Source organism: Labedella endophytica (assembly GCF_003990045.1).
In the GTDB taxonomy this organism is placed as follows: domain Bacteria; phylum Actinomycetota; class Actinomycetes; order Actinomycetales; family Microbacteriaceae; genus Labedella; species Labedella endophytica.
In genome coordinates this window covers 762684-783554 of sequence record NZ_RZGZ01000002.1, presented here as the reverse complement: position 1 = coordinate 783554, position 20871 = coordinate 762684, and the positions used below count along the sequence as shown (strand labels likewise).

Genomic DNA, 20871 nt, shown 5'->3' with positions numbered 1-20871 from the left:
CCGGGCCGACCTGGCCCGCGGGCCGGGTTCGACGGGCGGGCTCAGCGGGGCGGGCTCAGCGGGGCGGCAGCGCCACGACGTCACGCGTGTCGGAGAGGTCCGTGACGCTCGCCGCGGCGATCTCCCGCCAGAGGCCCATGCGGCGCGACTCTTCGTACTTCGCGGCGATGAAGTCTTCGAGTGCCGCGCGCTCGATGCGCCAGCGTCGCGGGCTACCGACGCGGATCGCGGGCAGCTCGGTCGATCGCACGAGGTCGAGCACCTCGTCCGACGAGATGTTGAGGATCTCCGAGGCGTCGCCGATCGTCAGGAATCGTCCGATCGAGTCGGGGGATACGGCGTCCATGCCTTCGAGTATGGACGGTGGGCTCGGTCCGATCCGGCGTTGTGGATAACATTCGGCCCCGGCCGTCACGCCTTGACACGATTGCTCCCGGCACGGGGGTCGTGTCGGGACGGGGGAGTTGTGCGATGGGTGTTCTGAGCAGGGGACGACGATCCGGTCCCCGGACCATGGACGTTCGACTCCTCATGGGCGCGGGTCTCGTGATCGCGTCGATGGCCGGTGTCTGGGCCGTCGTGTCGGCGTCGGACCGGTCCGTCGCCGTCTACGCGGCGTCGTCGACGGTCGTCGTCGGCGACCCGATCGACGAGGCCGAGCTCGCGATCGTGCACGTCTCGCTCGGCGACGCCGAGGGGCTCTACCTCGTGCCGGGATCGGTCGCCGACCATGCGGTCGCCACGCGCACGGTCTTCGCGGGGGAGCTCGTCCCCGAGGATGCCGTCGGGGCCGCCCGCGACGTCTCGCGATCGCCGGTCGTCGTGTCGGTCTCCGGCCGACTCCCGGAGGGGGTCGTGGCGGGACGCGAGGTCGACGTGTGGACGTCCGGTCGCGCCGGCGAGGACGACGTGGGGCCCCCGTCCGTGCTCGTCTCGGAGGCGGTCGTCGTGCGGATCGTCGAGGAGGAGGGACTCGTGTCGGGGTCGGCGGACGTCTCGGTCGAGCTCGCCGTCCCCGACGGTGCGGTCGCTGCGGTACTCGCGGCGATGGCGGCCGATGAGGCCCTCGCGCTCGTACCCGTCGTGGCGGGCACCGAATGAGGATCGCGTTCGCCGTCGATCGCGGCCTCGAGGACGCCGTCATCGGAGCCCTCGTGGAACGCGGTCACGACCTCGTCGCACGGTTCGCCGACGGCGACGACCTCCCGCTCCTCCTCGCGCCCCTCGCCCCGGACGTGCTCGTGGTCTCGGCCGATCGGGAGCACCTCACACGAGCCGTCCTCGCGGCCTGCGACGACGCAGGAGTCCGTCTCGTCGCCCTGCTCGACGGGGAGTCGTCCCGGCGCCTGGCCGTCTCCCTCGGCGTGTACGACGTCGTGTCGGTCGATGCTCCCATCGACGACCTCGACGACGTGGTGGTCGGCGGGTCCGTCTCCGCCCGTACCGTCGCACGCAGCGGAGGGATCGTCGCCGTCTGGGGCCCGAGCGGCGCCCCAGGACGCACGACGGTGGCCATCACGATCGCCCACGAGCTCGCGCGCAGCGGCGCGACGGTGGTCCTCGTGGACGCGGACACGGTGGGATCGTCGGTCGCGGCGTCGCTGGGGATGCTCGACGAGGCGCCCGGTCTCGCCGCTGCGTGCCGATTGGTGGGGCAGGACGCCTTGACGACCGACGAGCTCGAACGGGTCGGTCGGGACCACCCCGTGGACGTCGGACGCCTGGCCGTGCTCACGGGGATCTCGCGATCGTCGAGGTGGCCGGAGTTGAGCGCCGATCGCGTCACGCGCACGCTCGAGCTGTGTCGCACCTGGGTGGATCACGTCGTGATCGATGCCGGATTCTCGCTCGAGGACGACGAGGGCCTGTCGAGCGATCTCTTCGCCCCGCGACGCAACGCCGCGACGATCGCGGCGCTCCGGGCGGCCGACCGGGTGGTCGCCGTCGGCGCGGCCGATCCCGTGGGCGTCACGCGCTTCATCCGGGCCGCGGCGGACCTCCGAGAGGTGGTCGGCGACACCCGGGTGGACACGGTGATGAATCGCGTCCGGTCGTCGACCATCGGGGTCGGGGCCGGTCATCAGCTCGTCACGACCCTCCGCCGGTTCGGGGGGATCGAGGATCCCGTGCTCGTGCCGAACGACGCGAAGACGGCGGACGCCGCCGTGCTCGAGGCTCGTCCGATGGGTGAGGTGTCGCCGCGATCGGCGGCGGTCGCCGAGATCCGCCGCTACGTCCGCGCCCACCTCGTCGTCGCGAGTGAGCCGAATCCGGGTGGACGACGGGCGACGAGGAAGGAGGCCGCGCGGCCGTCGCGTCGCCGTCGGGTGGCGCGGTCCGCCGTGGAGCGCTCGGCCTAGACTGGTCCCGTGTCGACGCTCAGTGAATTGGTTCTCGCCCAGGGACGCTCGGTAGACGAGGACGTCGACTGGCTGCACATGCTGATCCAGGACGCCCAGCTCCTCGCCGATCTGGCCTTCGCGGACATCGTGCTGTGGGTGCCGACGAACGACGACAGCTTCGTCGCGGTCGCGCACTACCGACCGTCGAGCGCGGCCACCCTCTTCTACCGCGACTTCGTGGGGCAGCGCATCAAGCAGCAGTGGCGCGCCCAGGTCACCGAGGCCTTCGAGACGGGCGCCATCGTCGACTCGTCCGCTCCGGACTGGTACGAGGAGACACCGACGCGTGTCCGAGCGGTGCCCGTGCTCCGCCGCCTCCGGGCGTCGCACCCCGAGACGACCGACGCGCCCATCGCCGTCCTCACTCGTCACACGAACCTCGGGGAGGCGCGTACCCCGAGCCGCCAGGAGCTCACGTTCAACGACACCGCGAGCGAGCTCTTCACGATGATCTCGGCGGGCGACTTCCCCGACCTCTCCGCCCCGGAGGGACCTCGTCGCGGCGCCCCGCGCGCGTCCGACGGGCTCATCCGGCTCGATGTCGAAGGGGTGACGACGTTCGCGAGCCCCAACGCCCTCTCCGCCTTCAACCGGATGGGTTTCGGCGAGGAGCTCGAGGGGGAGTCGCTCGCGGAGGTCACCACGCGCATCCTCCCGTCGGAGGACCTCACCGACGAGTCGCTGCCGCTCGTCGTGACGGGACGGGCGCCGTGGCGCACCGACGTCGAGGCGCGCGGGGTCACCGTCACCCTCCGGGCCATCCCGCTGCGACGTCAGGGCGCGCGGACGGGAGCCATCGTGCTCTGCCGCGACGTCTCCGAGCAGCGTCACCAGGAACGTGAGCTCCTCACGAAGGACGCGACCATCCGTGAGATCCACCACCGGGTGAAGAACAACCTGCAGACGGTGGCCTCGCTCCTGCGCATCCAGTCGCGTCGTTCGCACACCGAGGAGGCGCGAGCCGCGCTCGGCCAGGCCATGCGACGGGTCGCAGCGATCGCCGTCGTCCACGACACGCTCTCGGAGGGGCTGACGCAGGAGGTCGACTTCGACGAGGTCTTCGATCGTGTGCTCATGCTCGTCGCCGAGGTCGCGTCGGCGCACAACACGACGGCGCATCCGCGCAAGACGGGATCGTTCGGCGTGCTGCCGAGCGAGTACGCGACGCCGCTCGCGCTGGCCCTCACCGAGCTCGTCACGAACGCCGTCGAGCACGGTCTCAACGGGCTCGAGGGCAGCGTCGAGATCGAGGCCCAGCGCAACGACGAGAGGCTCACCGTCGTCGTCAGGGACAACGGGGCGGGCCTCCCGGAGGGCAAGGTCGGCTCGGGACTCGGCACGCAGATCGTGCGCACCCTGATCCAGGGGGAGCTCGGAGGGACGATCGACTGGCACACGGTGGTCGGAAACGGGACCGAGGTCACGATCGACATGCCGTTCCGCTGGATGCGCACGCGCTGATCCGCCGTCGCCCGACGGCCCCCGCTCGGAATCCGGTCGTGACGAGAACGTGGGATGCCGAGGGAACCCGGCGGCCGGGCGCTCCGTGGATCGAGCGCCGTCAGACGTACCGGGGCGGACCACGGCGAATCCCCGGGGTGCTCAGCACCCCGGGGATCCGGGTGGTCAGGTGTGCCGGACGCTCAGGAGGCGCGGCGGGCGCGGGCGGCGCGGCGCTTGAGGGCGCGGCGCTCGTCCTCGGACAGCCCGCCCCAGACCCCGGAGTCCTGGCCGGTCTCGAGCGCGTACTGGAGGCAGATCTCCGTGACGGTGCAGCGGCCGCAGACGGCCTTGGCCTTGTCGATCTGGTCGACGGCCGGTCCCGTGTTTCCGACGGGGAAGAACAGCTCCGGGTCGGCGGTCAGGCAAGCGGATTTGTCGCGCCAGTCCATGCGGGTACTCCTTCAATTGCGGGGGGAATCGACCACAGGGGGTCGTCGACCACAGGGGGTCGTAGAGAGGGTCTCGTGGCCGGAACCCGCGAACACATCGGAGGGCACCGATCGTTCGCTGTGGTCCGTCGTATCGGACACGTCCTCCTCTGCGTCGACCAGCGCCTATCGGACTCATCCGTCGAGCATCGCTCGATGGACTGAGGTTGTGGCGGTCGGTCGCTCCAGCAGCGAACGTCTCGGGCGCTGATCGGGTGAACACGGTTGTGCTCGCGGTGATCGGCGCCGGGCGTTCGAACAGGGGTGGCGGTCTCCGGGGGAGGTCCGTCGCGTGGACGTGCTCGCAACCCTGAGAGCGTCGTTTCGGCCTCCAATATGGTCGCATACTGGTAGAACCGAATCAATAGCTCTGTATGGGATTGGCCTGTGAACGCTGCCTCGATGGACCTCCCCGACGACCGCTCCGGTGGGCTGGAGGGCCGCCGCACCCGCCCATCCCGCGCCGTCGTCCTCGCCGTGGTTCTCGTCGGGATCGAGGCGATCGCCCTCGTCGTCGCCGTCGTCGTCCTGCTCGTGGACGTCGTCACCCTCACGCCCGCATCGATGGCGAGCGCGATCGCGCTCATCGTCCTGACGGCCATCGCGGCCGTCTGGGTCACATGGATCTCGCTGTCGCTCCGACGAGGAGCACCGTGGTCGCGCGGAGGAGCGGTGTTCTGGCAGCTCGTACAGCTGGCGATCGCGCTCGGTGCGATTCAGGGCTCGTTCGCACAGCCGCTCATCGGGGCGGCGATCGCCGTACCGTCGATCCTCGTGCTCGTGCTGATGTGCACCCGATCGGTGATGGAGCACACGAGACGTCCCGACCCGGAGATCGAGCCCGGCGCCTGAGGTCTCGGGCGAGCCCGCGACGTTCGCCTGGCGCGGACTCGCCCGCGAGGTCGGTCTAGACGAGTCCGAGCTTCTTGCGCAGCATCGCGACGTTGGCTGATGGGGCTAGCCCGCGACGTTGGCCTGACGCGGACTCGCCCGCGAGGTCGGTCTAGACGAGTCCGAGCTTCTTGCGCAGCATCGCGACGTGGCCTGTCGCCTTGACGTTGTAGAGCGCGTGCTCGAGCGTTCCGTCGGGTGAGATGACGAAGGTCGACCGGAGCACACCGGTGACGGTCTTGCCGTAGCTGTTCTTCTCGCCCCAGGCGCCGTAGGCGAGGTGCACGGCCTTGTCCTCGTCCGAGAGGAGGTCGAAGGGAAGCGCGTCCCGCTCGCGGAACGCCGTCTGCTTGGCCGCGGCGTCGCGCGAGACCCCGATCACGGTGTAACCGGCGGCGAGGAGCGAGGCCTCGTTGTCGCGGAAGTCGCAGGCCTGGGTGGTGCAGCCGGGCGTCATCGCTTCGGGGTAGAAGAACAGGATGACGCGCTGACCCGCGAGGTCCGACAGCGAGACGGTCTCGCCGTCCTGGTTCGGGAGGGAGAACGGGGGAGCGGGCTGACCCGCTTCGAGGCGCTGAGAGGTGGTCACTCTCCGAGCTTAGGTGAGGACGCGACGCTCTGCAGAAGCCGGTGGAAGGAGTCGAGCCGGGCCGCTCCGCCCTCGCCCAGCTCGCCGTCCGCGACGGCCTCGGCGATCGCGCAGTCGGGGGCGTCGGGGAGGTGCGTGCACCCGCGGGGGCACCGCTCGGCGATGTCGGCGAGGTCCGTGTAGGCGCCGAGGATGTTCGCCGGATCGACGTGTCCGAGCCCGAAGGAGCGGACGCCGGGGGTGTCGATGACCCAGCCGCTTCCGTGGGGCGTGCGCACGCGATACGACTCCGTCGACGACGAGGTGTGGCGTCCGCGTCCGGTCACGTCGTTGACGCGACCGATCGCGCGCCGCGCGTCCGGCACGAGGGCGTTCACGAGCGTCGACTTCCCGACGCCCGAGTGGCCGACGAAGACGCTCGAGTGGCCCACGAGGCGTTCGGTGATCTCGTCGATCGGGATGCTTCCGGAACCGGACGTCACGACGTCGAGGTCGAGGCCGGCGAAGTTCTCGAGGAACTCGGTGGGATCGGCGAGGTCCGTCTTGGTGATGCAGAGGATCGGCTTGATCCTGGCGTCGAGAGCGGCCACGAGGTACCGGTCCACGAGGCGCGCGCGGGGCTCGGGGTTGGCCGCCGCGACGACGACGACCATCTGGTCGGCGTTCGCCACGATGATCCGTTCCACCTGGTCGGTGTCGTCGGCGCTTCGGCGCAGGAGGGTCGACCGCTCGCCGACGCGGACGATGCGCGCGAGCGTGCCGTCCTCGCCGCTCGTGTCGCCCACGAGGTCGACCTGGTCACCCGTGACGACCGCCTTGCGGCGCAATTGGGACGCTCGGGTGGCCGTGAGCTCGCGCTCCTCGGGGGTGTCCTCGTCGAGGAGCACGAGATAGCGCCCACGATCGACGGAGAGGACGCGGGCAGACAGGGCGTCCTTGTGCTCGGGGCGCTGCTTCGTGCGCGGCCTGGATCCCTTGGGGTTCGGACGGGCGCGGAAGGCGGCCTCGTCGTACTCGTCGAACTCGTCGTCTCCCGTGTTCTCGGGCGTCTCCCACCAGCTCACGCGACGTGAGCCTCCACCATGCGCCGCCAGAGCGACGGGAACTCCGGAAGGGTCTTGCCCGTTGTGGCGATGTTCTCGATCCGCACACCCTCGACGACGAGGCCGATGATCGCTCCGGCCGTGGCCATCCGGTGGTCGTGGTAGGTCATCCACCGCCCGGCGGTGAGCGGACGCGGGGTGATACGCAGGCCGTCGGGAAGCTCCTCCACCTCGCCGCCGAGGCGGTTGATCTCCGTTGCGAGGGCAGCGAGTCGGTCGGTCTCGTGGTGACGGATGTGCCCGATGCCACGGAGGGTGGACGGGGACGAGGCGAGAGCAGCGAGGGCCGCGAGGGCCGGGGCGAGTTCTCCTCCGGTCGTGAGGTCGATGTCGACGCCTGAGATCTCGTTCGGACCGGTCACCGTGATGCGGCCGTCCGCGACGTCGACGTGCGCGCCGAAGAGGGGCAGCAGGTGTGCGAGATCGGCTCCGACCTGCGTCGTCGTCTCGGGCCAGCCGTCGATCGTGACGCGCCCGCCCGTGGCGACCGCCGCGGCGAGGAACGGCGCGGCGTTCGACAGATCGGACTCGATCCGCACGTCGCGTCCCGCGATCGGGCCGGGGGAGACGCTCCAGGAACCGGTTTCTCGCGACGACGCGTCCACCCCGCGCTGGCGGAGGGCGTCGATCGTCATCTCGATGTGGGGCACACTCGGCAGCCGCTCGCCCCGATGGTGCAGCTCGATGCCCCGATCGAAGCGGGAAGCGGACAGGAGCAGTCCCGACACGAACTGGCTCGACTGGGATGCGTCGATCTCGAGGGACCCTCCGCCGACCGATCCCGTGCCGTGCACGGTGAACGGGAGTGCGTCGGCGCTGTTCGCGTCGACGTCGACCCCGAGGGCCGCGAGCCCCGCGATGAGCCCGCCCATCGGGCGCCCGCGGGCCGCGTCGTCGGCGTCGAAGACGGTGGGGCCGAGGGCGAGGGCGGCGACGGGCGGGACGAACCGCATGACGGTGCCGGCGAGTCCGCACTCGATCGTGGTCGATCCCGTGAGCTCTTCGGTCGGGGTCACGATCCAGTCGTCCCCGTAGTCGCCGCTCGCCGGAGCCGGTTCGATCGTGGTGCCGAGGGCACGAAGCGCCTCGACCATGTTGCCGCTGTCCTTCGAGTGCAGGGGAGCGCGCAACCGTGACGGGGAGTCGGCGAGGGCGGACAGGACGAGCTCCCTGTTCGTGATCGACTTCGACCCCGGGAGGGTCACACGCGTGGTGACGGGGCCGTGCGCGAACGGCGCCACCCAGTCGTCGTCGGTCGCTGGCGTCTCGCGCATGCCGAACAGGTCGACCTCTGGCGCGGAATATTTGGCTTCGAACATCGTTGTCCTAGGGTAACGGCCCACGGGCCGCGACGAGAGGAGGGTCCATGGTGCAGGCAGTGCTCGAACGCCCGGGACTCGCGGACGCGACGGGAACGGAGCGTGCGCCGACCGGCCCCGGTCGCGCACAGCCGCTGGAACTAGACTGGGCGTCGATGATACCGATCGATGACGCCCCCGTTTCCGGTTCCGCCGGGATCAACGCCCCGTCGGACGTCTCCGCCGATGAAACCGGCACGGAGACGACCGACGCTCGATCCGTGGCGGTGGCCGACGTGGAGACGCCGTCGGTCGAGGCCGAACCGGTCGCCGATCCGCGCCCCCTCTTCGAGGAGCAGGCGCTCCCGTTCATCGACCAGCTCTACGGCGCGGCGATGCGGATGACGAAGAACCCGTCGGACGCACAGGACCTCGTCCAGGAGACGTTCGTGAAGGCGTACGCCGCCTTCGGACAGTTCCAGCAGGGCACGAATCTCAAGGCGTGGCTCTACCGGATCCTCACGAACACGTACATCAACCAGTACCGCAAGAAGCAGCGGGAGCCCTACCAGGGCACGATCGACGATCTCGAGGACTGGCAGCTCGGCGGCGCCGAGTCGACTACGGCGACCTCGAGCCGCTCGGCGGAGGCCGAGGCGATCGACCGGATGCCGGACAGCGCCGTCAAGGACGCGCTGCAAGCGATCCCCGAGGACTTCCGCCTCGCGGTCTACCTGGCCGACGTGGAGGGATTCGCGTACCAGGAGATCGCCGACATCATGAAGACCCCCATCGGAACCGTCATGAGTCGGCTGCACCGTGGCCGCCGACTGCTGAGGGATCTGCTGGCCGATTATGCGCGCGAGCGCGGCATCGAAACCACACGCGTGAGGAGTGCACGATGAGCGACTGCGGTTGTGACAAGGCGAAGCGGGACCTCGAGGAGTTCCTGCGCGACGAGGTGTGCCGGACCGAGGCAGCGGATATCCGCACCCACCTCGAGCACTGCGAATCGTGCCGCAGCGAGGCGGCGCTCTCGGTGACGCTCACGGAGGCCGTTCAGCGCGCGTGCAAGGAGACGGCCCCGGCCGACCTGCGCGACCAGGTCCTCGAGCGCCTCCGAGCCATCAAGGCCGGGCACGAGACGGAATCGACGCCGGCGGTCTGATCGCGCCGGACGCGGGCGACCGCGTCTGGACACCCGAGCGTCTCCAACGAGAAAATCCCTCGCCCGCCCCGATCACTCGGGGCCGGCGAGGGATTTCTCGTCTCTCGGTCGATTCGTGCCTGGGCGGCTAGTGCGTGAGCGCCCGGCGGATGAGGTCGCTCTGCTCCGCCGCGTGCCGCTTCGCCGAACCGGTGGCCGGTGATGCCGACGCCGTCCGGGTGATCCCGGAGACGTCGCGGCCCGTGGCCTTCGTGAACTCGTGCGCGACGAACGGCCAGGCTCCCTGGTTCTCCGGCTCGTCCTGCACCCAGACCACCTCGGCGTTCGGGTAGTTCTCGAGCACGCCGCTGAGGTCCTCACCGGGGAACGGGTAGTACTGCTCAAGACGGACGAGGGCGATCGAGTCGTCCGGGTTCTTCTCGAGCTCCGCGCGGAGGTCCCAGTGGATCTTGCCGGCGTGCAGCAGCACGCGTGTGACGGCGGACCCGTCGACGCCCCGCGGGTCGTCGAGCACCGGCTGGAAACGACCGGTCGTGAAGTCCGCGATGTCGCTCGTCGCGCCCCGCAGTCGCAGCATGGCCTTCGGGGTGAAGACCACGAGCGGCCGACGCGGGAGCGCGTAGGCCTGGCGGCGCAGCAGGTGGAAGTACGACGCGGGTGTCGACGGACGCGCCACGGTCATGTTGTTCTCCGCGCACAGCTGCAGGAAGCGCTCGATGCGGGCCGACGAGTGGTCGGGTCCCTGTCCCTCGAAGCCGTGCGGCAGGAGGAGGACGACGCTCGAGCGCTGTCCCCACTTCTGCTCGGCGCTCGAGATGAACTCGTCCACGATGGTCTGCGCGCCATTGACGAAGTCGCCGAACTGCGCCTCCCACAGCACGAGGGCGTCGGGGCGCTCGACGGAGTACCCGTATTCGAAGCCCATGACGGCGTACTCCGACAGGATCGAGTCGTAGATCCAGAAGCGCGCCTGGTTCTCGTGCAGGTTGAGCAGCGGCAGCCACTCCTGCCCGTTCACCCGGTCGTGCAGGACCGCGTGGCGCTGCACGAAGGTGCCGCGTCGTGAATCCTGTCCGCTCATGCGCACCGGGGTGCCCTCGACGAGCAGCGAACCGAGGGCGAGGAGCTCGCCGAACGCCCAGTCCACTCCGCCGTTCCGGCTCATCTCGCGACGCTTCTGGAGCAGCTGATCGAGCTTCGGGTGGACGGTGAAGCCCTCCGGCTTGTTGTCGAAGGCGTTGCCGACGAGCTCGATCACGCCGGACGAGACGGCGGTCGATTCGGGTTCGCCCGAGTAGCCCTCGTCGTCGACCGTGGGGGAGATGATCGGTGTCGAGGCGGTCTGCGCCGCGTGCGTCTCCATGAAGGCCCGCTCGAGGCGGTCCTGGAAGTCGCGGTGCGCGGCCTCGTACTCCTCTTCGCTGATGTCTCCGCGACCCACGAGGGCCTCGGTGTACAGCTTCCGCACCGAGCGCTTGTGCTCGATGAGGCTGTACATGAGCGGCTGGGTCATCGAGGGGTCGTCGCCCTCGTTGTGCCCGCGGCGGCGGTAGCAGACGATGTCGATGACGACGTCCTTCTTGAACTCCTGACGGAACTGGAACGCGAGCTCCGAGACCCGCACGACGGCCTCGGGGTCGTCGCCGTTCACGTGCCAGATCGGTGCCTGCACCGTCTTGGCGACGTCGGTCGCGTAGATCGAGCTGCGGCCGTCCTTCTCGGGGGTCGTGAAACCCACCTGGTTGTTGACGACGATGTGGATCGTGCCACCGGTCTTGTATCCGCGCGTCTGCGAGAGCTGCATGGTCTCGAGGACGATGCCCTGACCCGCCATCGCGGCGTCGCCGTGGACGAGGATCGGGAGCGTCGAGAAGGTGCCGATCGGCTTGCGGTCCTGCTTGGCCCGCACGATGCCCTCGAGCACGCCGTCGACTGCCTCGAGGTGCGACGGGTTCGCGGCGAGGTACACCGGCAGCTCGGTGCCGTCCGCAGCGCGGAACGTTCCCTCGGTGCCGAGGTGGTACTTGACGTCGCCGGAGCCCTGCTTCTTGTCCTGCGTGCCCTCGAACTCCTGGAAGATCTGGCCGTAGGTCTTGCCCGCGATGTTCGTGAGTACGTTGAGGCGGCCGCGGTGGGCCATACCGATCGCGGCTCCGTCGAGGCCGGCGGCCGCGGCGCCCTGGAGGATGGCGTCGAGCGACGCGATCGTCGACTCGCCGCCCTCGAGGCTGAAGCGCTTCTGGCCGACGTACTTCGTCTGCAGGAAGGTCTCGAAGGCCTCCGCCTCGTTGAGCTTGCCGAGGATGCGGAGCTGCTCGTCGTGGGTCGGCTTGGCGTACGTGCGCTCGACCTTGCCCTGGATCCACTTGCGCTGGGCCGGATCCTGGATGTGCATGTACTCGAGGCCGATGGTGCGGCAGTACGAGTCGCGCAGGACGCCGAGGATGTCGCGGAGCTTCGACTGACGCGCGTCGCCGAACTCGCCGGTGACGAACTCGCGGTCGAGGTCCCAGAAGGTGAGGCCGTGGCTCGCGATGTCGAGGTCGGGGTGCGAGCGCTGCACGTACTCGAGCGGGTCCACATCGGCCATGAGGTGGCCGCGCACGCGGAACGCGTTGATGAGCTCGTGGACGCGCGCCGTCTTGTTGATCATGTCCGCGAGGTCGACGCTGATGTCGGTCGCCCAACGGATCGGCTCGTACGGGATGCGCAGGGCCGCGAAGATGTCCTCGTAGAAGCCGCGCTGTCCGATGAGGAGCTCGTGCACCTTCTTGAGGTATTCGCCCGAACCGGCGCCCTGGATCACGCGGTGGTCGTAGGTTGACGTGAGCGTGATCGTCTTGCCGATACCGAGCTCCACGAGCGTGTGCTCGGACGAGCCCTGGAACTCCGCGGGGTAGTCGAGGGCGCCGGCGCCGATGATGCAGCCCTGCCCCTTCATGAGGCGCGGCACCGAGTGGACCGTGCCGATGCCGCCCGGGTTGGTGAGCGAGATCGACGCGCCCTTGAAGTCGTCGGCCGTGAGCTTGTTGCCGCGAGCGCGACGCACGAGGTCCTCGTAGGCGGCGAGGTAGTCGGTGAAGGAGAGCGTGTCGGCCCGCTTGATCGCGGGGACGAGGAGCGCGCGCGATCCGTCGGGCTTCGGGATGTCGATCGCGATGCCCAGGCCGACGTGGGCAGGGGCGACGACGCTCGGCTTGCCGTCGACCTCTTCGTAGAAGACGTTCTGGCTCGGGAACTCCTTGAGCGCCTGGATGAGCGCCCATCCGATGAGGTGGGTGAAGCTGACTTTGCCGCCGCGCGAGCGCTTCAGGTGGTTGTTGATCACGATGCGGTTGTCGATCATGAGCTTCGCCGGCACCGTGCGCACGCTCGTCGCGGTGGGGACCGTGAGGCTCGCGTCCATGTTCGTCGCGAGCGACTTCGCCATACCGCGCAACGGGGAGACCACGTCCTCGGGCTCCTCGGAGGGCGACGGCGGCGTGGGGGTGGGGGCGTCGGCCGGGATCGGGGCGGCCTTCGGCTGCTGGCTGGTCGTGCGTGCGACCGGGCGCGAGGAGTCCTTCGACTCGGACTTCGCGGCTTCCGCCTTCGGCTCGGCGGCTTCCGCCTTCGGCTCAGCGGGCGCCGTCTTCGGCTCCGCGGGCGCCGGGGCGCTGGACGTGGGCTCGGGCGCCTGCGGCGACGCCCCGCCGGTCTTGTGCTGGTGGTACGCCTCGAGCGTGGGCCACCACGACGGGTCCACCGTGTTCTTGTCTACCGAGTACTGCTCGTAGAGCTCGTCCACGAGCCACTCGTTCGCACCGAACTCCGCTGCGGAATTCTCGTCGGTTCCTGCTCCGGTCACTGGGCCTGACACGGTCGGACCACCACTTTCGTCACTCGCCAATCGGTCCGCCACCGAGGGCTCGATGGCGTCGCACACTCCGAAAATCAAGCCTAAACCCTGCTGCCCCTCTCCAGGTCACCCCGAGGGCGGCTACCGTGGTTCCATGCAGTTCTACGGCGACGACCCCCAGCACGACCTGACCTATTCCGACGTCTTCCTCGTACCGTCCCGGTCCGGCGTGTCGAGCCGTCTCGACGTCTCGATCGCCCCGCAGGACGGGACGAACCAGACGATCCCGATCGTCTCCGCGAACATGAACTCGGTCACGGGTCCGCGGCTCGCCGCCACCCTTGCGCGGCGCGGCGGACTCGGTGTATTGCCGCAGGACATGCCGCTGCAGGACCTCGACGCCGCGATCCGGTGGGTCAAGGACCAGTCGGTCGCGTTCGACTCGCCGGTGGCCTTCGCCCCGGACACGACCGTCGCCGAGGCGCTCCTGAGCGTCCCCGCGGTTCCCGGCGGGCACGGGATCGTCGTGCTCGACGCGACGGGGGAGCTCACGGGCTGCCTCGACGCCGAGCGCCTCGGCCGCGCCCTGCCGGACGCGCGGCTCGGCGACCTCATCCACGGCGGCGTCGCGTCGATCGACGCGGACGACGTCACGTCCGCGCGCGCCGCGTTCGATCTCATGGTGGAGGCGGACCTCGAGTTCGCCCCCGTCGTGCAGCACGGCCACCTTGTGGGGACGCTCAGCCGCACGAGCGCGTTGCGCTCCACGCTCTACTCGCCCGCCCTCGATGCGTCCGGGCGGCTGACCGTCGCCGCGGCGATCGGGGTCAACGGAGACGTCGCGTCCAAGGCGAAGGCTCTCGCCTCTGCGGGGGTCGACGTGCTCGTCATCGACACCGCGCATGGGCACCAGGAATCGATGATCGCCGCGATCCGTGCGGTATCCGCACTCGGTCTCGACATCCCGATCGTCGCGGGCAATATCGTGACGGCCGACGGTGTGAAGGACCTCGTCGACGCGGGGGCGAACATCCTCAAGGTGGGCGTCGGTCCCGGTGCGATGTGCACGACCCGCATGATGACGGCAGTCGGTCGACCGCAGTTCTCCGCCGTGCTCGAGACCGCGGAGGCGGCGAAGGCGCAGGGGGCGGCCGTCTGGGCGGACGGCGGCGTGCGCTACCCCCGCGACGTCGCCCTCGCGCTCGCGGCCGGTGCGTCCTCCGTCATGATCGGATCCTGGTTCGCCGGCACGATCGAGGCGCCGGGCACGATCCACGCCGACGACGCGGGCCGCCTCTACAAGGAGAGCTGGGGCATGGCCTCGACGAAGGCGGTCCTCGAGCGCTTCGGACGGCTCGACCCGTACGAGCTCGCACGCAAGACCCTGTTCGCGGAGGGCATCAGCTCCTCGAAGATCTACCTCGACCCGCTCCGCCCCTCCGTCGAGGACCTCCTCGACATGATCACCTCCGGAGTCCGGTCCTCGTTCACCTACGCCGGCGCGCGGTCGATCCCGGAGTTCCACGAGCATGCCCTGGTGGGTCTCCAGTCCGCCGCCGGTTACGAGGAGGGCAAGGCCCTCCCCGTCTCCTGGTAGCGCGTCGACGCGCCCTGCCGCCCCCGCCCCCGCCGCCGCCCCGCCCCCGCCGGCGTCCCCACCCGCCCTGCCCCCGCCCGCCCGCCTCGTGGACTGCGCACGCAACTTCCTTCTGCGGGTGAAATTTCACGCGCGGATTGCATTTGCGTACGCATGACGCGGTGGGGTGCGCGGGAGTCCGGCGGCTGACAAGAGGCGCACGAAGCGTTCGGCATCGCGCACATCGGAGGCGGTCCACCGAACGAAACCCGATGCCATCGAACGGAGCCGGTCCTCGCGGACCTTCTCGCGAATGAGCGTATCTCGCGGATCCACACCCGCCGCGGGCGCGTACTTCACGAGTCCGTCGAATTCGCCGATGATTCCCTGTTCGGGCCACCAGAAATCCACTCGGTAGGTCGATGAAGCGCTCCACCGGAACGATTGCTGGAGGACGGGGCGAGGAAATCCGAGTTCCTCGATCACGACTCGGCTCGCGGTCTCCCAAACCGATTCGGCGAGGTCGGTTGCGAATGTGACCGCGTCGGTGGCCCGCTGGCCTCCTCTGTCCTCGGCGTTTCGATCGATGATGGCTCGGACGTGCTCGACCGAGGCGCGAGGGCCGCTCCGCCCCCGCCAGCACGCGGAGTCGATCGCCGCGACCGCTTCGATGCGCGGGAGAATGCGCGCGAGGTCCGCGGCGGTCTGTGCCGGTGACGTGACCCGCAGATCGTCAATGGTGCAGACTTCCATGTCGTGGGCACCCGCTCGACGGCGTATCTGCTCGGACGAACGGCCCCCTGACTCGCGCTGCCCGACGACATCGACCTTCATCGGCCACGCCCCGAGGAGCGGTATCCGCCACAGAGCAGCGGCCGCGTGGTGGGAGTACACGTTGTCGGTCATTGCTGACGACGCAACAGCTCGCGTCCGCACCCGATGGCGTGCGAGCTCGTCGAGCGCCTCCCAGACGTTGGACTCGACATACCGTCCGTGGGAGACGCGCACGAGGTGCCCTCGCCTCGTGTCGCGGAGGAGTTCCCGCGTCGTCGGACCCCACCCGGCTGATCGGGCGCGGAGAATCGGTGGATCGGCGGTCATGACATCAGAATCGGCCACCGGAGGCGGCACGCGAGTGGCCGACAGGTTGATCGGTGGGCTGATCCGTCTCCACAGCCGGAACCCACCCCGGTACATGCGTGCGCAACTCCGTCATGCGGGCGAAATTTCACCCGCAGAAGAAAAGTGCGTACGCAAATTCAGCGGAGGTCGGAGGTCGGAGGTCGGAGGTCGGCTGAAGACGTAGCGTTCGCCGTCGGGGAAAGGACGGGAGAAGGACGGGGGGATAGACGGGACCTCGGGAGGGTGGGGCGGATATAGTGGGGGGACAATGGACGAACCCCCTTCTGCGTATTCCGTCGACTCCCGCTCCCGCTCTGAAGCGGTCGCAGCGGACGACGGCGAGTCCGGCTCCTCTCAGGAGGACCACAGTCCCAGCCTCCGCATGACGGAGGCTTCTTATGTATGAGTGGATCATGCTCGGCGTCGGGCTGGTCCTGACGGTCGGCACCGGATTCTTCGTCGCGAGCGAGTTCGCCCTCGTGAACCTCGACCGCTCCGATCTCGAGGCCCGACGGGACCGCGGCGAATCCCGCCTCGGGATGACGATCGCGGCCCTCAAGATCACGTCGACGCACCTCTCGAGCGCCCAGTTGGGCATCACGCTCACGACGCTCCTCACCGGTTACACGATGGAGCCCGCGATCTCGTCGCTGCTCGCCGAGCCCTTCGCCTCCATCGGGGTCCCCGACGCTGCTGCCGGACCGATCGCGACGGTCCTCGCGGTGCTCATCGCGACCCTCCTCTCGATGATCATCGGCGAACTCGTCCCGAAGAACTTCGCCCTCGCGCTGCCGCTGCACACGGCCAAGTTCGTCATCCCCTTCCAGACCCTCTTCACGACGGTGTTCAAGCCGGCGATCGTGGTGCTGAACGGCAGCGCGAACGGACTCCTCCGCTCCATCGGCATCGAGCCGAAGGAGGAGCTGTCCGGGGCGCGCACGGCCGAGGAGCTCTCGAGCCTCGTGCGCCGCTCCGCGGGTGCCGGCACGCTCGAGCAGGACACGGCGACCCTCCTGAACAGGACGCTGCGCTTCTCCAGCCACACCGCCTCCGACGTCATGACGCCGCGCCCGCGGCTCGAGACCGTGCGTCGCACGGACTCCGCCGCGCATGTGGTTGAGCTCGCCCGCACCACCGGGTACTCGCGCTTCCCCGTGATGGACGAGGACATCGACGACATCATCGGCCTCGTGCACGTGAAGCAGGCGGTCGCCGTCCCGCGCGAGCGCCGCTCGGACGTGCCCGTCTCCGCCCTGCAGTTCGACATCCTCCGTGTGCCGGAGACGATGCACCTCGACACACTCCTCGTGGAGCTCCGCGGCCGCGGCTATCAGATGTCCGTCGTCGTCGATGAATACGGCGGGACCGCGGGCGTCGCGACGCTCGAGGACCTCGTCGAGGAGATCGTCGGTGAGGTCTCTGACGAGCACGACCGCTCCCGCGCGGGCGTCGTGCGTGGCCGGGACAGCACAGTCTTCCCCGGAAGTCTCCGCCCCGACGAGCTCCTCGAGCGCACAGGTGTGAAGGTGCCGGAGGACGGCCCCTTCGAGACCGTCGGCGGTTTCATCATGAGCGAACTCGGCCGTCTCCCCGTGTCAGGGGACGAGGTCGAGATCGAGGCCGGAACGCTGCGCGTCGAACGACTCGACGGCCGCCGCATCGACCGGGTCCGCTTCACGGCGAACCCGGAGCAGGAGGACGACGATGAGTGACTGGGCCGGAATCGCATGGCTCGTGGTGCTCCTCGCCGCGAACGCCTTCTTCGTCGGCGCGGAGTTCGCCGTCATCTCGGCGCGCCGCTCCCAGATCGAGCCGCTCGCCGAGCAGGGCAAGCGCAGCGCCAAGACCGCCCTCTGGGCGATGGAGCACGCGACACTCATGCTCGCCACGAGTCAGCTCGGCATCACGGTCTGCTCGCTGCTGATCCTGAACGTCTCCGAGCCGGCGATCCACCACCTTCTCGAGTACCCGCTCGCCCTCACGGGGTGGTCGGAGGAGGTCATCGGTACGGTCGCGTTCATCATCGCGCTGCTGCTCGTGTCGTACCTCCACGTGGTCTTCGGCGAGATGGTGCCGAAGAACCTGTCCTTCTCGATCCCCGACAAGGCCGTCCTCATCCTCGCCCCGCCCCTCGTGATGGTGGCGACGGTGTTCAAGCCGATCATCTGGACGCTCAACGCCACCGCGAACGCGGTGCTCCGCGCCTTCCGGGTGGAGCCGAAGGACGAGGCCACCTCGGCGTACACGCTCGAGGAGGTCGCGACGATCGTGTCGCAGTCCACGAGGGAGGGCGTGCTCGACGACTCGTCCGGCGCCCTCGTGGCGGCCTTCGAATTCACGAGCAAGAAGGTCGGCGATGTCGCCCTTCCGCTCGACGGGATCGTCACGCTGCCCGAGACGGTCACGGCCTCGGAGCTGGAGCGTGCGGTCGGGAAGAACGGTTTCTCGCGCTACGTGATCGTCGACGAGGAGGAGCAGCCCGTCGGCTACCTCCACCTCAAGGACGTGCTCCGGTTCGAGGCCACGGCCGAGCCCGGTGACGAGGACCGCCCCGTGCCGTCGAAGCGGATCCGCCAGCTCGTGTCGATCTTCGAGGAGACGGATCTCGAGGACGCCCTCACGATCATGCGGCGCTCGGGGGCGCACCTCGCACGGGCCTTCGACCGTGAGGGGCTCACCACCGGCGTGCTCTTTCTCGAGGACATCATCGAGGTGCTCGTCGGCGAGGTCCAGGACGCGACCCAGCGGCGCTGACGCACCGGCTTCGACCCACCGGCTTCGACCCACCGGCTTCGACCCACCGGCTTCGACCCACCGGCACTGACGCGACGCACCGCTCGTCCGCGCCGCGCTCCGCTGTCGCGACCGGGCCGCGAGGCGGAGGGCCGGACGGATCAGGCGAACGGCGCGCGGAGGTACTGCGGCGGGGTGTAGTCCACGGCCGCGCCGAGGATCGACGCCGCGCGCAGCGGCAGGTGCGGGTCGCGGAGCAGTTCCCTGCCCATCATGATCGCGTCGGCGCGGCCGGAGCGGACGATCTCCTCGGCCTCCTCGGCGTCGGTGATGAGGCCGACGGCGCACACGGGGGCGTCGACGGTGTCGCGCACGTGGGTGGCGAAGCGCACCTGGTACCCGGCCTCGACGGGGATCGACGCAGGGACGTTCCCGCCCGTCGAGACGTCGAAGAGGTCGGCTCCGGCCGCGGAGGCCCAGCCGGCCACGGTAGCCGTGTCGTCCTCGTCCCACCCCCCGTCGGTCCAGTCGGTGGCGGAGAAGCGGACGAACATGACGGCGTCTGGGGCGGCCTCGCGCACGGCGCGCACGACGTCGAGGAGGAGCCGGGCGCGGTTCTCGAGGGACCCGCCGTACGCGTCGGTGCGCTCGTTCGACAGCGGCGAGAGGAACTCGTGGAGCAGGTAGCCGTGGGCTGCGTGGATCTCGATCACGTCGAAGCCGGCCTCGACCGAGCGGCGGGCCGCCGCTGCGAAGTCGTCCACGATGCCGGCGATCTCCGCGTCGTCGAGGGCTCGCGGCGTCGAGTAGCCGGGGAAGGCGAGCGCCGTGGGTGCGACGGGCTCCCAGCCGCCGGCTTCCGGCGGAACCGTGCCGCGCTCGTCGCTCCACGGGCGGAAGGTCGACGCCTTGCGGCCGGCGTGGGCGAGCTGGATGCCAGCGGCCGCGCCCTGATCGTGGAGGAAACGGACGATGCGCGACCAGGCCTGCGTCTGCTCGTCGTTCCAGATACCCGTGTCCTCGGGCGAGATGCGCCCGGCCGGGCTCACGGCGGTGGCCTCCGTGACGACGAGTCCCGCGCCGCCCGCCGCGAATTGGCCGAGGTGCACGAGGTGCCAGTCGGTCGGCACGCCGTCGCGGCGTTCGACCGAGTACTGGCACATGGGGGCGACCCAGAGCCGATTGCGGATGGTGAGCGAACGGAGCGTGAGGGGCTCGAAGATGACGGGCATGCTGTCCTCTGGTGGTGGGGCGGGGCGCGCGGCGGCAGGGGGTGCTCGCGCGACCGATTCAACCTATCGTGAACGCATGACCGACGAGGTGGGCTGGACAGCGGACCGTGCACGATCCTGGATCCACAGGGCGACGGCGGAGGACGACAAGTACTCGCGAGGCGTGCTCGGCGTGGCGACGGGATCCGAACGGTACCCGGGGGCCGCGGTCCTCGGCGTCGATGCGGCCGTCCGGGCCGGGGCCGGCATGGTCCGCTACGTGGGCCCGGACAACGCCGCGACCCTCGTGCTGCAGCGCCGCCCCGAGATGGTCCGGGGTGTCGGTCGCGTTCAGGCGTGGCTCATCGGTTCGGGCGTTGACGCCGAGGAACCGGGGGAGGACCGCGTCCGCGATTTCCGACACGCCCTCGGGGACGGTGTTCCCGTCGTGATCGACGCTGGGGCCCTCCCGCTCGTGGCCGAGGGCGTGGAAGGACTCTCCGTCCTCACGCCGCATGCGGGGGAGCTTCAGCGCCTCCTGAGTGCCGCGGGCGACGACGTCGAGAGGACGGACATCGAGGCGGATCCGGCCCGCTGGGCACGCCGCGCCTCCGAGGCGACGGGTGCCGTCGTGATGCTCAAGGGGTCGCGCACGGTCGTGTCCGCTCCGGGCGGAGCGCTCATCCGGCTGCCGGAGGCGACCCCCTGGCTCTCCACCGCCGGGACGGGAGACGTGCTCGCGGGGATCCTCGGGGCGCTCGTCGCGGCGGCGGCCCCACGGATCGACGGCCCGGCCGCGCTCGCCGAGGTGGCCGCGACAGCGTCGCTCGTGCACGCGATCGGAGGGGAGCAGGCGTCGGGTGGTGGACCGCTCGCGGCGCTCGACGTCGCCGAGGCCGTGCCGCGCGTGCTCGCCGACCTGTTGGCCTGAGACGGTTCGTGCCCTCGCCGATCCGACCCGATTCGGCTCCGGCAACGAATCCACCATTGCTCACAGGCTTCTCACAGC

18 protein-coding genes are annotated in these 20871 nt (G+C 69.8%); 10 read left to right on the top strand and 8 right to left on the bottom strand.

Translation table 11 applies throughout. The features are described 5' to 3' along the window. Positions 1–55: 55 nt before the first annotated feature. The gene (locus ELQ94_RS07275; protein ID WP_127048692.1) at positions 56–346 is read right to left on the bottom strand and encodes a helix-turn-helix domain-containing protein; all 291 of its coding nucleotides are present in this window, start codon (positions 344–346) and stop codon (positions 56–58) included. A gap of 167 nt (positions 347–513) precedes the next feature. Between ELQ94_RS07275 and ELQ94_RS07270 the strand changes: the two genes are divergently transcribed. From ELQ94_RS07270 to ELQ94_RS07260, 3 genes are read left to right on the top strand one after another with little or no spacing between them, the layout of a single operon-like run. Next, complete coding sequence (locus ELQ94_RS07270) at positions 514–1101, top strand: hypothetical protein (RefSeq protein ID WP_127048690.1); 588 nt, start codon at positions 514–516, stop codon at positions 1099–1101. Further along, complete coding sequence (locus ELQ94_RS07265) at positions 1098–2360, top strand: CpaE/TadZ family protein (protein WP_127048688.1); 1263 nt, start codon at positions 1098–1100, stop codon at positions 2358–2360. Before ELQ94_RS07270 ends, ELQ94_RS07265 begins: the two co-directional genes overlap by 4 nt. A 9-nt stretch (positions 2361–2369) precedes the next feature. Further along, a complete protein-coding gene (locus tag ELQ94_RS07260; RefSeq protein ID WP_127048686.1) occupies positions 2370–3863 on the top strand; it encodes a sensor histidine kinase in 1494 nt (497 codons plus the stop codon). Between the two features lie 182 nt (positions 3864–4045). Here the strand turns inward: ELQ94_RS07260 and ELQ94_RS07255 are convergent, their stop codons facing one another. Continuing rightward, positions 4046–4294, bottom strand: a complete 249-nt coding sequence (locus tag ELQ94_RS07255; RefSeq protein ID WP_127048683.1) for a WhiB family transcriptional regulator — start codon at positions 4292–4294, stop codon at positions 4046–4048. 441 nt (positions 4295–4735) lie between these two features. Here ELQ94_RS07255 and ELQ94_RS07250 point away from each other — a divergent pair, with 441 nt between their 5' ends. Continuing rightward, positions 4736–5185: a hypothetical protein gene (locus tag ELQ94_RS07250; protein ID WP_127048681.1), complete on the top strand. Its 450-nt coding sequence runs from the start codon at positions 4736–4738 to the stop codon at positions 5183–5185. A gap of 151 nt (positions 5186–5336) precedes the next feature. On the opposite strand, the gene bcp is transcribed toward ELQ94_RS07250, so the two are convergent. Genes bcp through aroA form a run of 3 tightly spaced genes read right to left on the bottom strand, consistent with a single transcriptional unit; the run spans position 5337 to position 8235 of the window. Next, positions 5337–5813, bottom strand: a complete 477-nt coding sequence (bcp, locus tag ELQ94_RS07245; protein WP_127048679.1) for a thioredoxin-dependent thiol peroxidase — start codon at positions 5811–5813, stop codon at positions 5337–5339. Beyond that, positions 5810–6877, bottom strand: a complete 1068-nt coding sequence (gene rsgA, locus ELQ94_RS07240; RefSeq protein ID WP_127048677.1) for a ribosome small subunit-dependent GTPase A — start codon at positions 6875–6877, stop codon at positions 5810–5812. Before rsgA ends, bcp begins: the two co-directional genes overlap by 4 nt. Beyond that, positions 6874–8235, bottom strand: a complete 1362-nt coding sequence (gene aroA, locus ELQ94_RS07235) for a 3-phosphoshikimate 1-carboxyvinyltransferase (protein ID WP_127048675.1) — start codon at positions 8233–8235, stop codon at positions 6874–6876. The genes rsgA and aroA overlap by 4 nt, the downstream gene beginning before the upstream one ends. A gap of 47 nt (positions 8236–8282) precedes the next feature. Here aroA and ELQ94_RS07230 point away from each other — a divergent pair, with 47 nt between their 5' ends. Continuing rightward, the gene (locus ELQ94_RS07230) at positions 8283–9119 is read left to right on the top strand and encodes a sigma-70 family RNA polymerase sigma factor (protein WP_424976951.1); all 837 of its coding nucleotides are present in this window, start codon (positions 8283–8285) and stop codon (positions 9117–9119) included. Next, positions 9116–9382, top strand: a complete 267-nt coding sequence (locus ELQ94_RS07225; protein ID WP_127048673.1) for a zf-HC2 domain-containing protein — start codon at positions 9116–9118, stop codon at positions 9380–9382. Before ELQ94_RS07230 ends, ELQ94_RS07225 begins: the two co-directional genes overlap by 4 nt. A gap of 127 nt (positions 9383–9509) precedes the next feature. Here ELQ94_RS07225 and ELQ94_RS07220 read toward each other — a convergent pair whose 3' ends face one another. Continuing rightward, complete coding sequence (locus ELQ94_RS07220; RefSeq protein WP_127048671.1) at positions 9510–13241, bottom strand: multifunctional oxoglutarate decarboxylase/oxoglutarate dehydrogenase thiamine pyrophosphate-binding subunit/dihydrolipoyllysine-residue succinyltransferase subunit; 3732 nt, start codon at positions 13239–13241, stop codon at positions 9510–9512. Between the two features lie 133 nt (positions 13242–13374). Here ELQ94_RS07220 and guaB1 point away from each other — a divergent pair, with 133 nt between their 5' ends. Further along, entirely contained in the window at positions 13375–14817 is a 1443-nt protein-coding gene (guaB1, locus tag ELQ94_RS07215) for a GMP reductase (RefSeq protein WP_127048669.1), read from the top strand. A 126-nt stretch (positions 14818–14943) separates the two neighbouring features. Here guaB1 and ELQ94_RS07205 read toward each other — a convergent pair whose 3' ends face one another. After that, entirely contained in the window at positions 14944–15702 is a 759-nt protein-coding gene (locus ELQ94_RS07205; RefSeq protein WP_127048665.1) for a hypothetical protein, read from the bottom strand. A gap of 614 nt (positions 15703–16316) precedes the next feature. Between ELQ94_RS07205 and ELQ94_RS07200 the strand changes: the two genes are divergently transcribed. Further along, the gene (locus ELQ94_RS07200) at positions 16317–17630 is read left to right on the top strand and encodes a hemolysin family protein (RefSeq protein ID WP_127048663.1); all 1314 of its coding nucleotides are present in this window, start codon (positions 16317–16319) and stop codon (positions 17628–17630) included. Further along, a complete protein-coding gene (locus ELQ94_RS07195; RefSeq protein ID WP_127048661.1) occupies positions 17623–18672 on the top strand; it encodes a hemolysin family protein in 1050 nt (349 codons plus the stop codon). Before ELQ94_RS07200 ends, ELQ94_RS07195 begins: the two co-directional genes overlap by 8 nt. Before the next feature lie 140 nt (positions 18673–18812). On the opposite strand, the gene ELQ94_RS07190 is transcribed toward ELQ94_RS07195, so the two are convergent. Then, entirely contained in the window at positions 18813–19883 is a 1071-nt protein-coding gene (locus ELQ94_RS07190; protein WP_127048659.1) for an NADH:flavin oxidoreductase/NADH oxidase, read from the bottom strand. 76 nt (positions 19884–19959) lie between these two features. On the opposite strand from ELQ94_RS07190, the gene ELQ94_RS07185 reads away from it, so the two are divergent. Then, positions 19960–20793 carry an ADP-dependent NAD(P)H-hydrate dehydratase gene (locus ELQ94_RS07185; RefSeq protein ID WP_127048657.1) on the top strand — a complete coding sequence of 278 codons (834 nt, stop codon included), beginning with the start codon at positions 19960–19962 and terminating at the stop codon, positions 20791–20793. Positions 20794–20871 lie beyond the last annotated feature (78 nt).

Coding starts and splice junctions, on each gene's coding strand:
- ELQ94_RS07275 (WP_127048692.1), bottom strand. CDS start 346: ATGGACGCCGTATCCCCCGACTCGATCGGACGATTCCTGACGATCGGC.
- ELQ94_RS07270 (WP_127048690.1), top strand. CDS start 514: ATGGACGTTCGACTCCTCATGGGCGCGGGTCTCGTGATCGCGTCGATG.
- ELQ94_RS07265 (WP_127048688.1), top strand. CDS start 1,098: ATGAGGATCGCGTTCGCCGTCGATCGCGGCCTCGAGGACGCCGTCATC.
- ELQ94_RS07255 (WP_127048683.1), bottom strand. CDS start 4,294: ATGGACTGGCGCGACAAATCCGCTTGCCTGACCGCCGACCCGGAGCTG.
- ELQ94_RS07250 (WP_127048681.1), top strand. CDS start 4,736: ATGGACCTCCCCGACGACCGCTCCGGTGGGCTGGAGGGCCGCCGCACC.
- aroA (WP_127048675.1), bottom strand. CDS start 8,235: ATGTTCGAAGCCAAATATTCCGCGCCAGAGGTCGACCTGTTCGGCATG.
- ELQ94_RS07230 (WP_424976951.1), top strand. CDS start 8,283: ATGGTGCAGGCAGTGCTCGAACGCCCGGGACTCGCGGACGCGACGGGA.
- ELQ94_RS07225 (WP_127048673.1), top strand. CDS start 9,116: ATGAGCGACTGCGGTTGTGACAAGGCGAAGCGGGACCTCGAGGAGTTC.
- guaB1 (WP_127048669.1), top strand. CDS start 13,375: ATGCAGTTCTACGGCGACGACCCCCAGCACGACCTGACCTATTCCGAC.
- ELQ94_RS07205 (WP_127048665.1), bottom strand. CDS start 15,702: ATGACCGACAACGTGTACTCCCACCACGCGGCCGCTGCTCTGTGGCGG.
- ELQ94_RS07200 (WP_127048663.1), top strand. CDS start 16,317: ATGTATGAGTGGATCATGCTCGGCGTCGGGCTGGTCCTGACGGTCGGC.
- ELQ94_RS07195 (WP_127048661.1), top strand. CDS start 17,623: ATGAGTGACTGGGCCGGAATCGCATGGCTCGTGGTGCTCCTCGCCGCG.
- ELQ94_RS07190 (WP_127048659.1), bottom strand. CDS start 19,883: ATGCCCGTCATCTTCGAGCCCCTCACGCTCCGTTCGCTCACCATCCGC.
- ELQ94_RS07185 (WP_127048657.1), top strand. CDS start 19,960: ATGACCGACGAGGTGGGCTGGACAGCGGACCGTGCACGATCCTGGATC.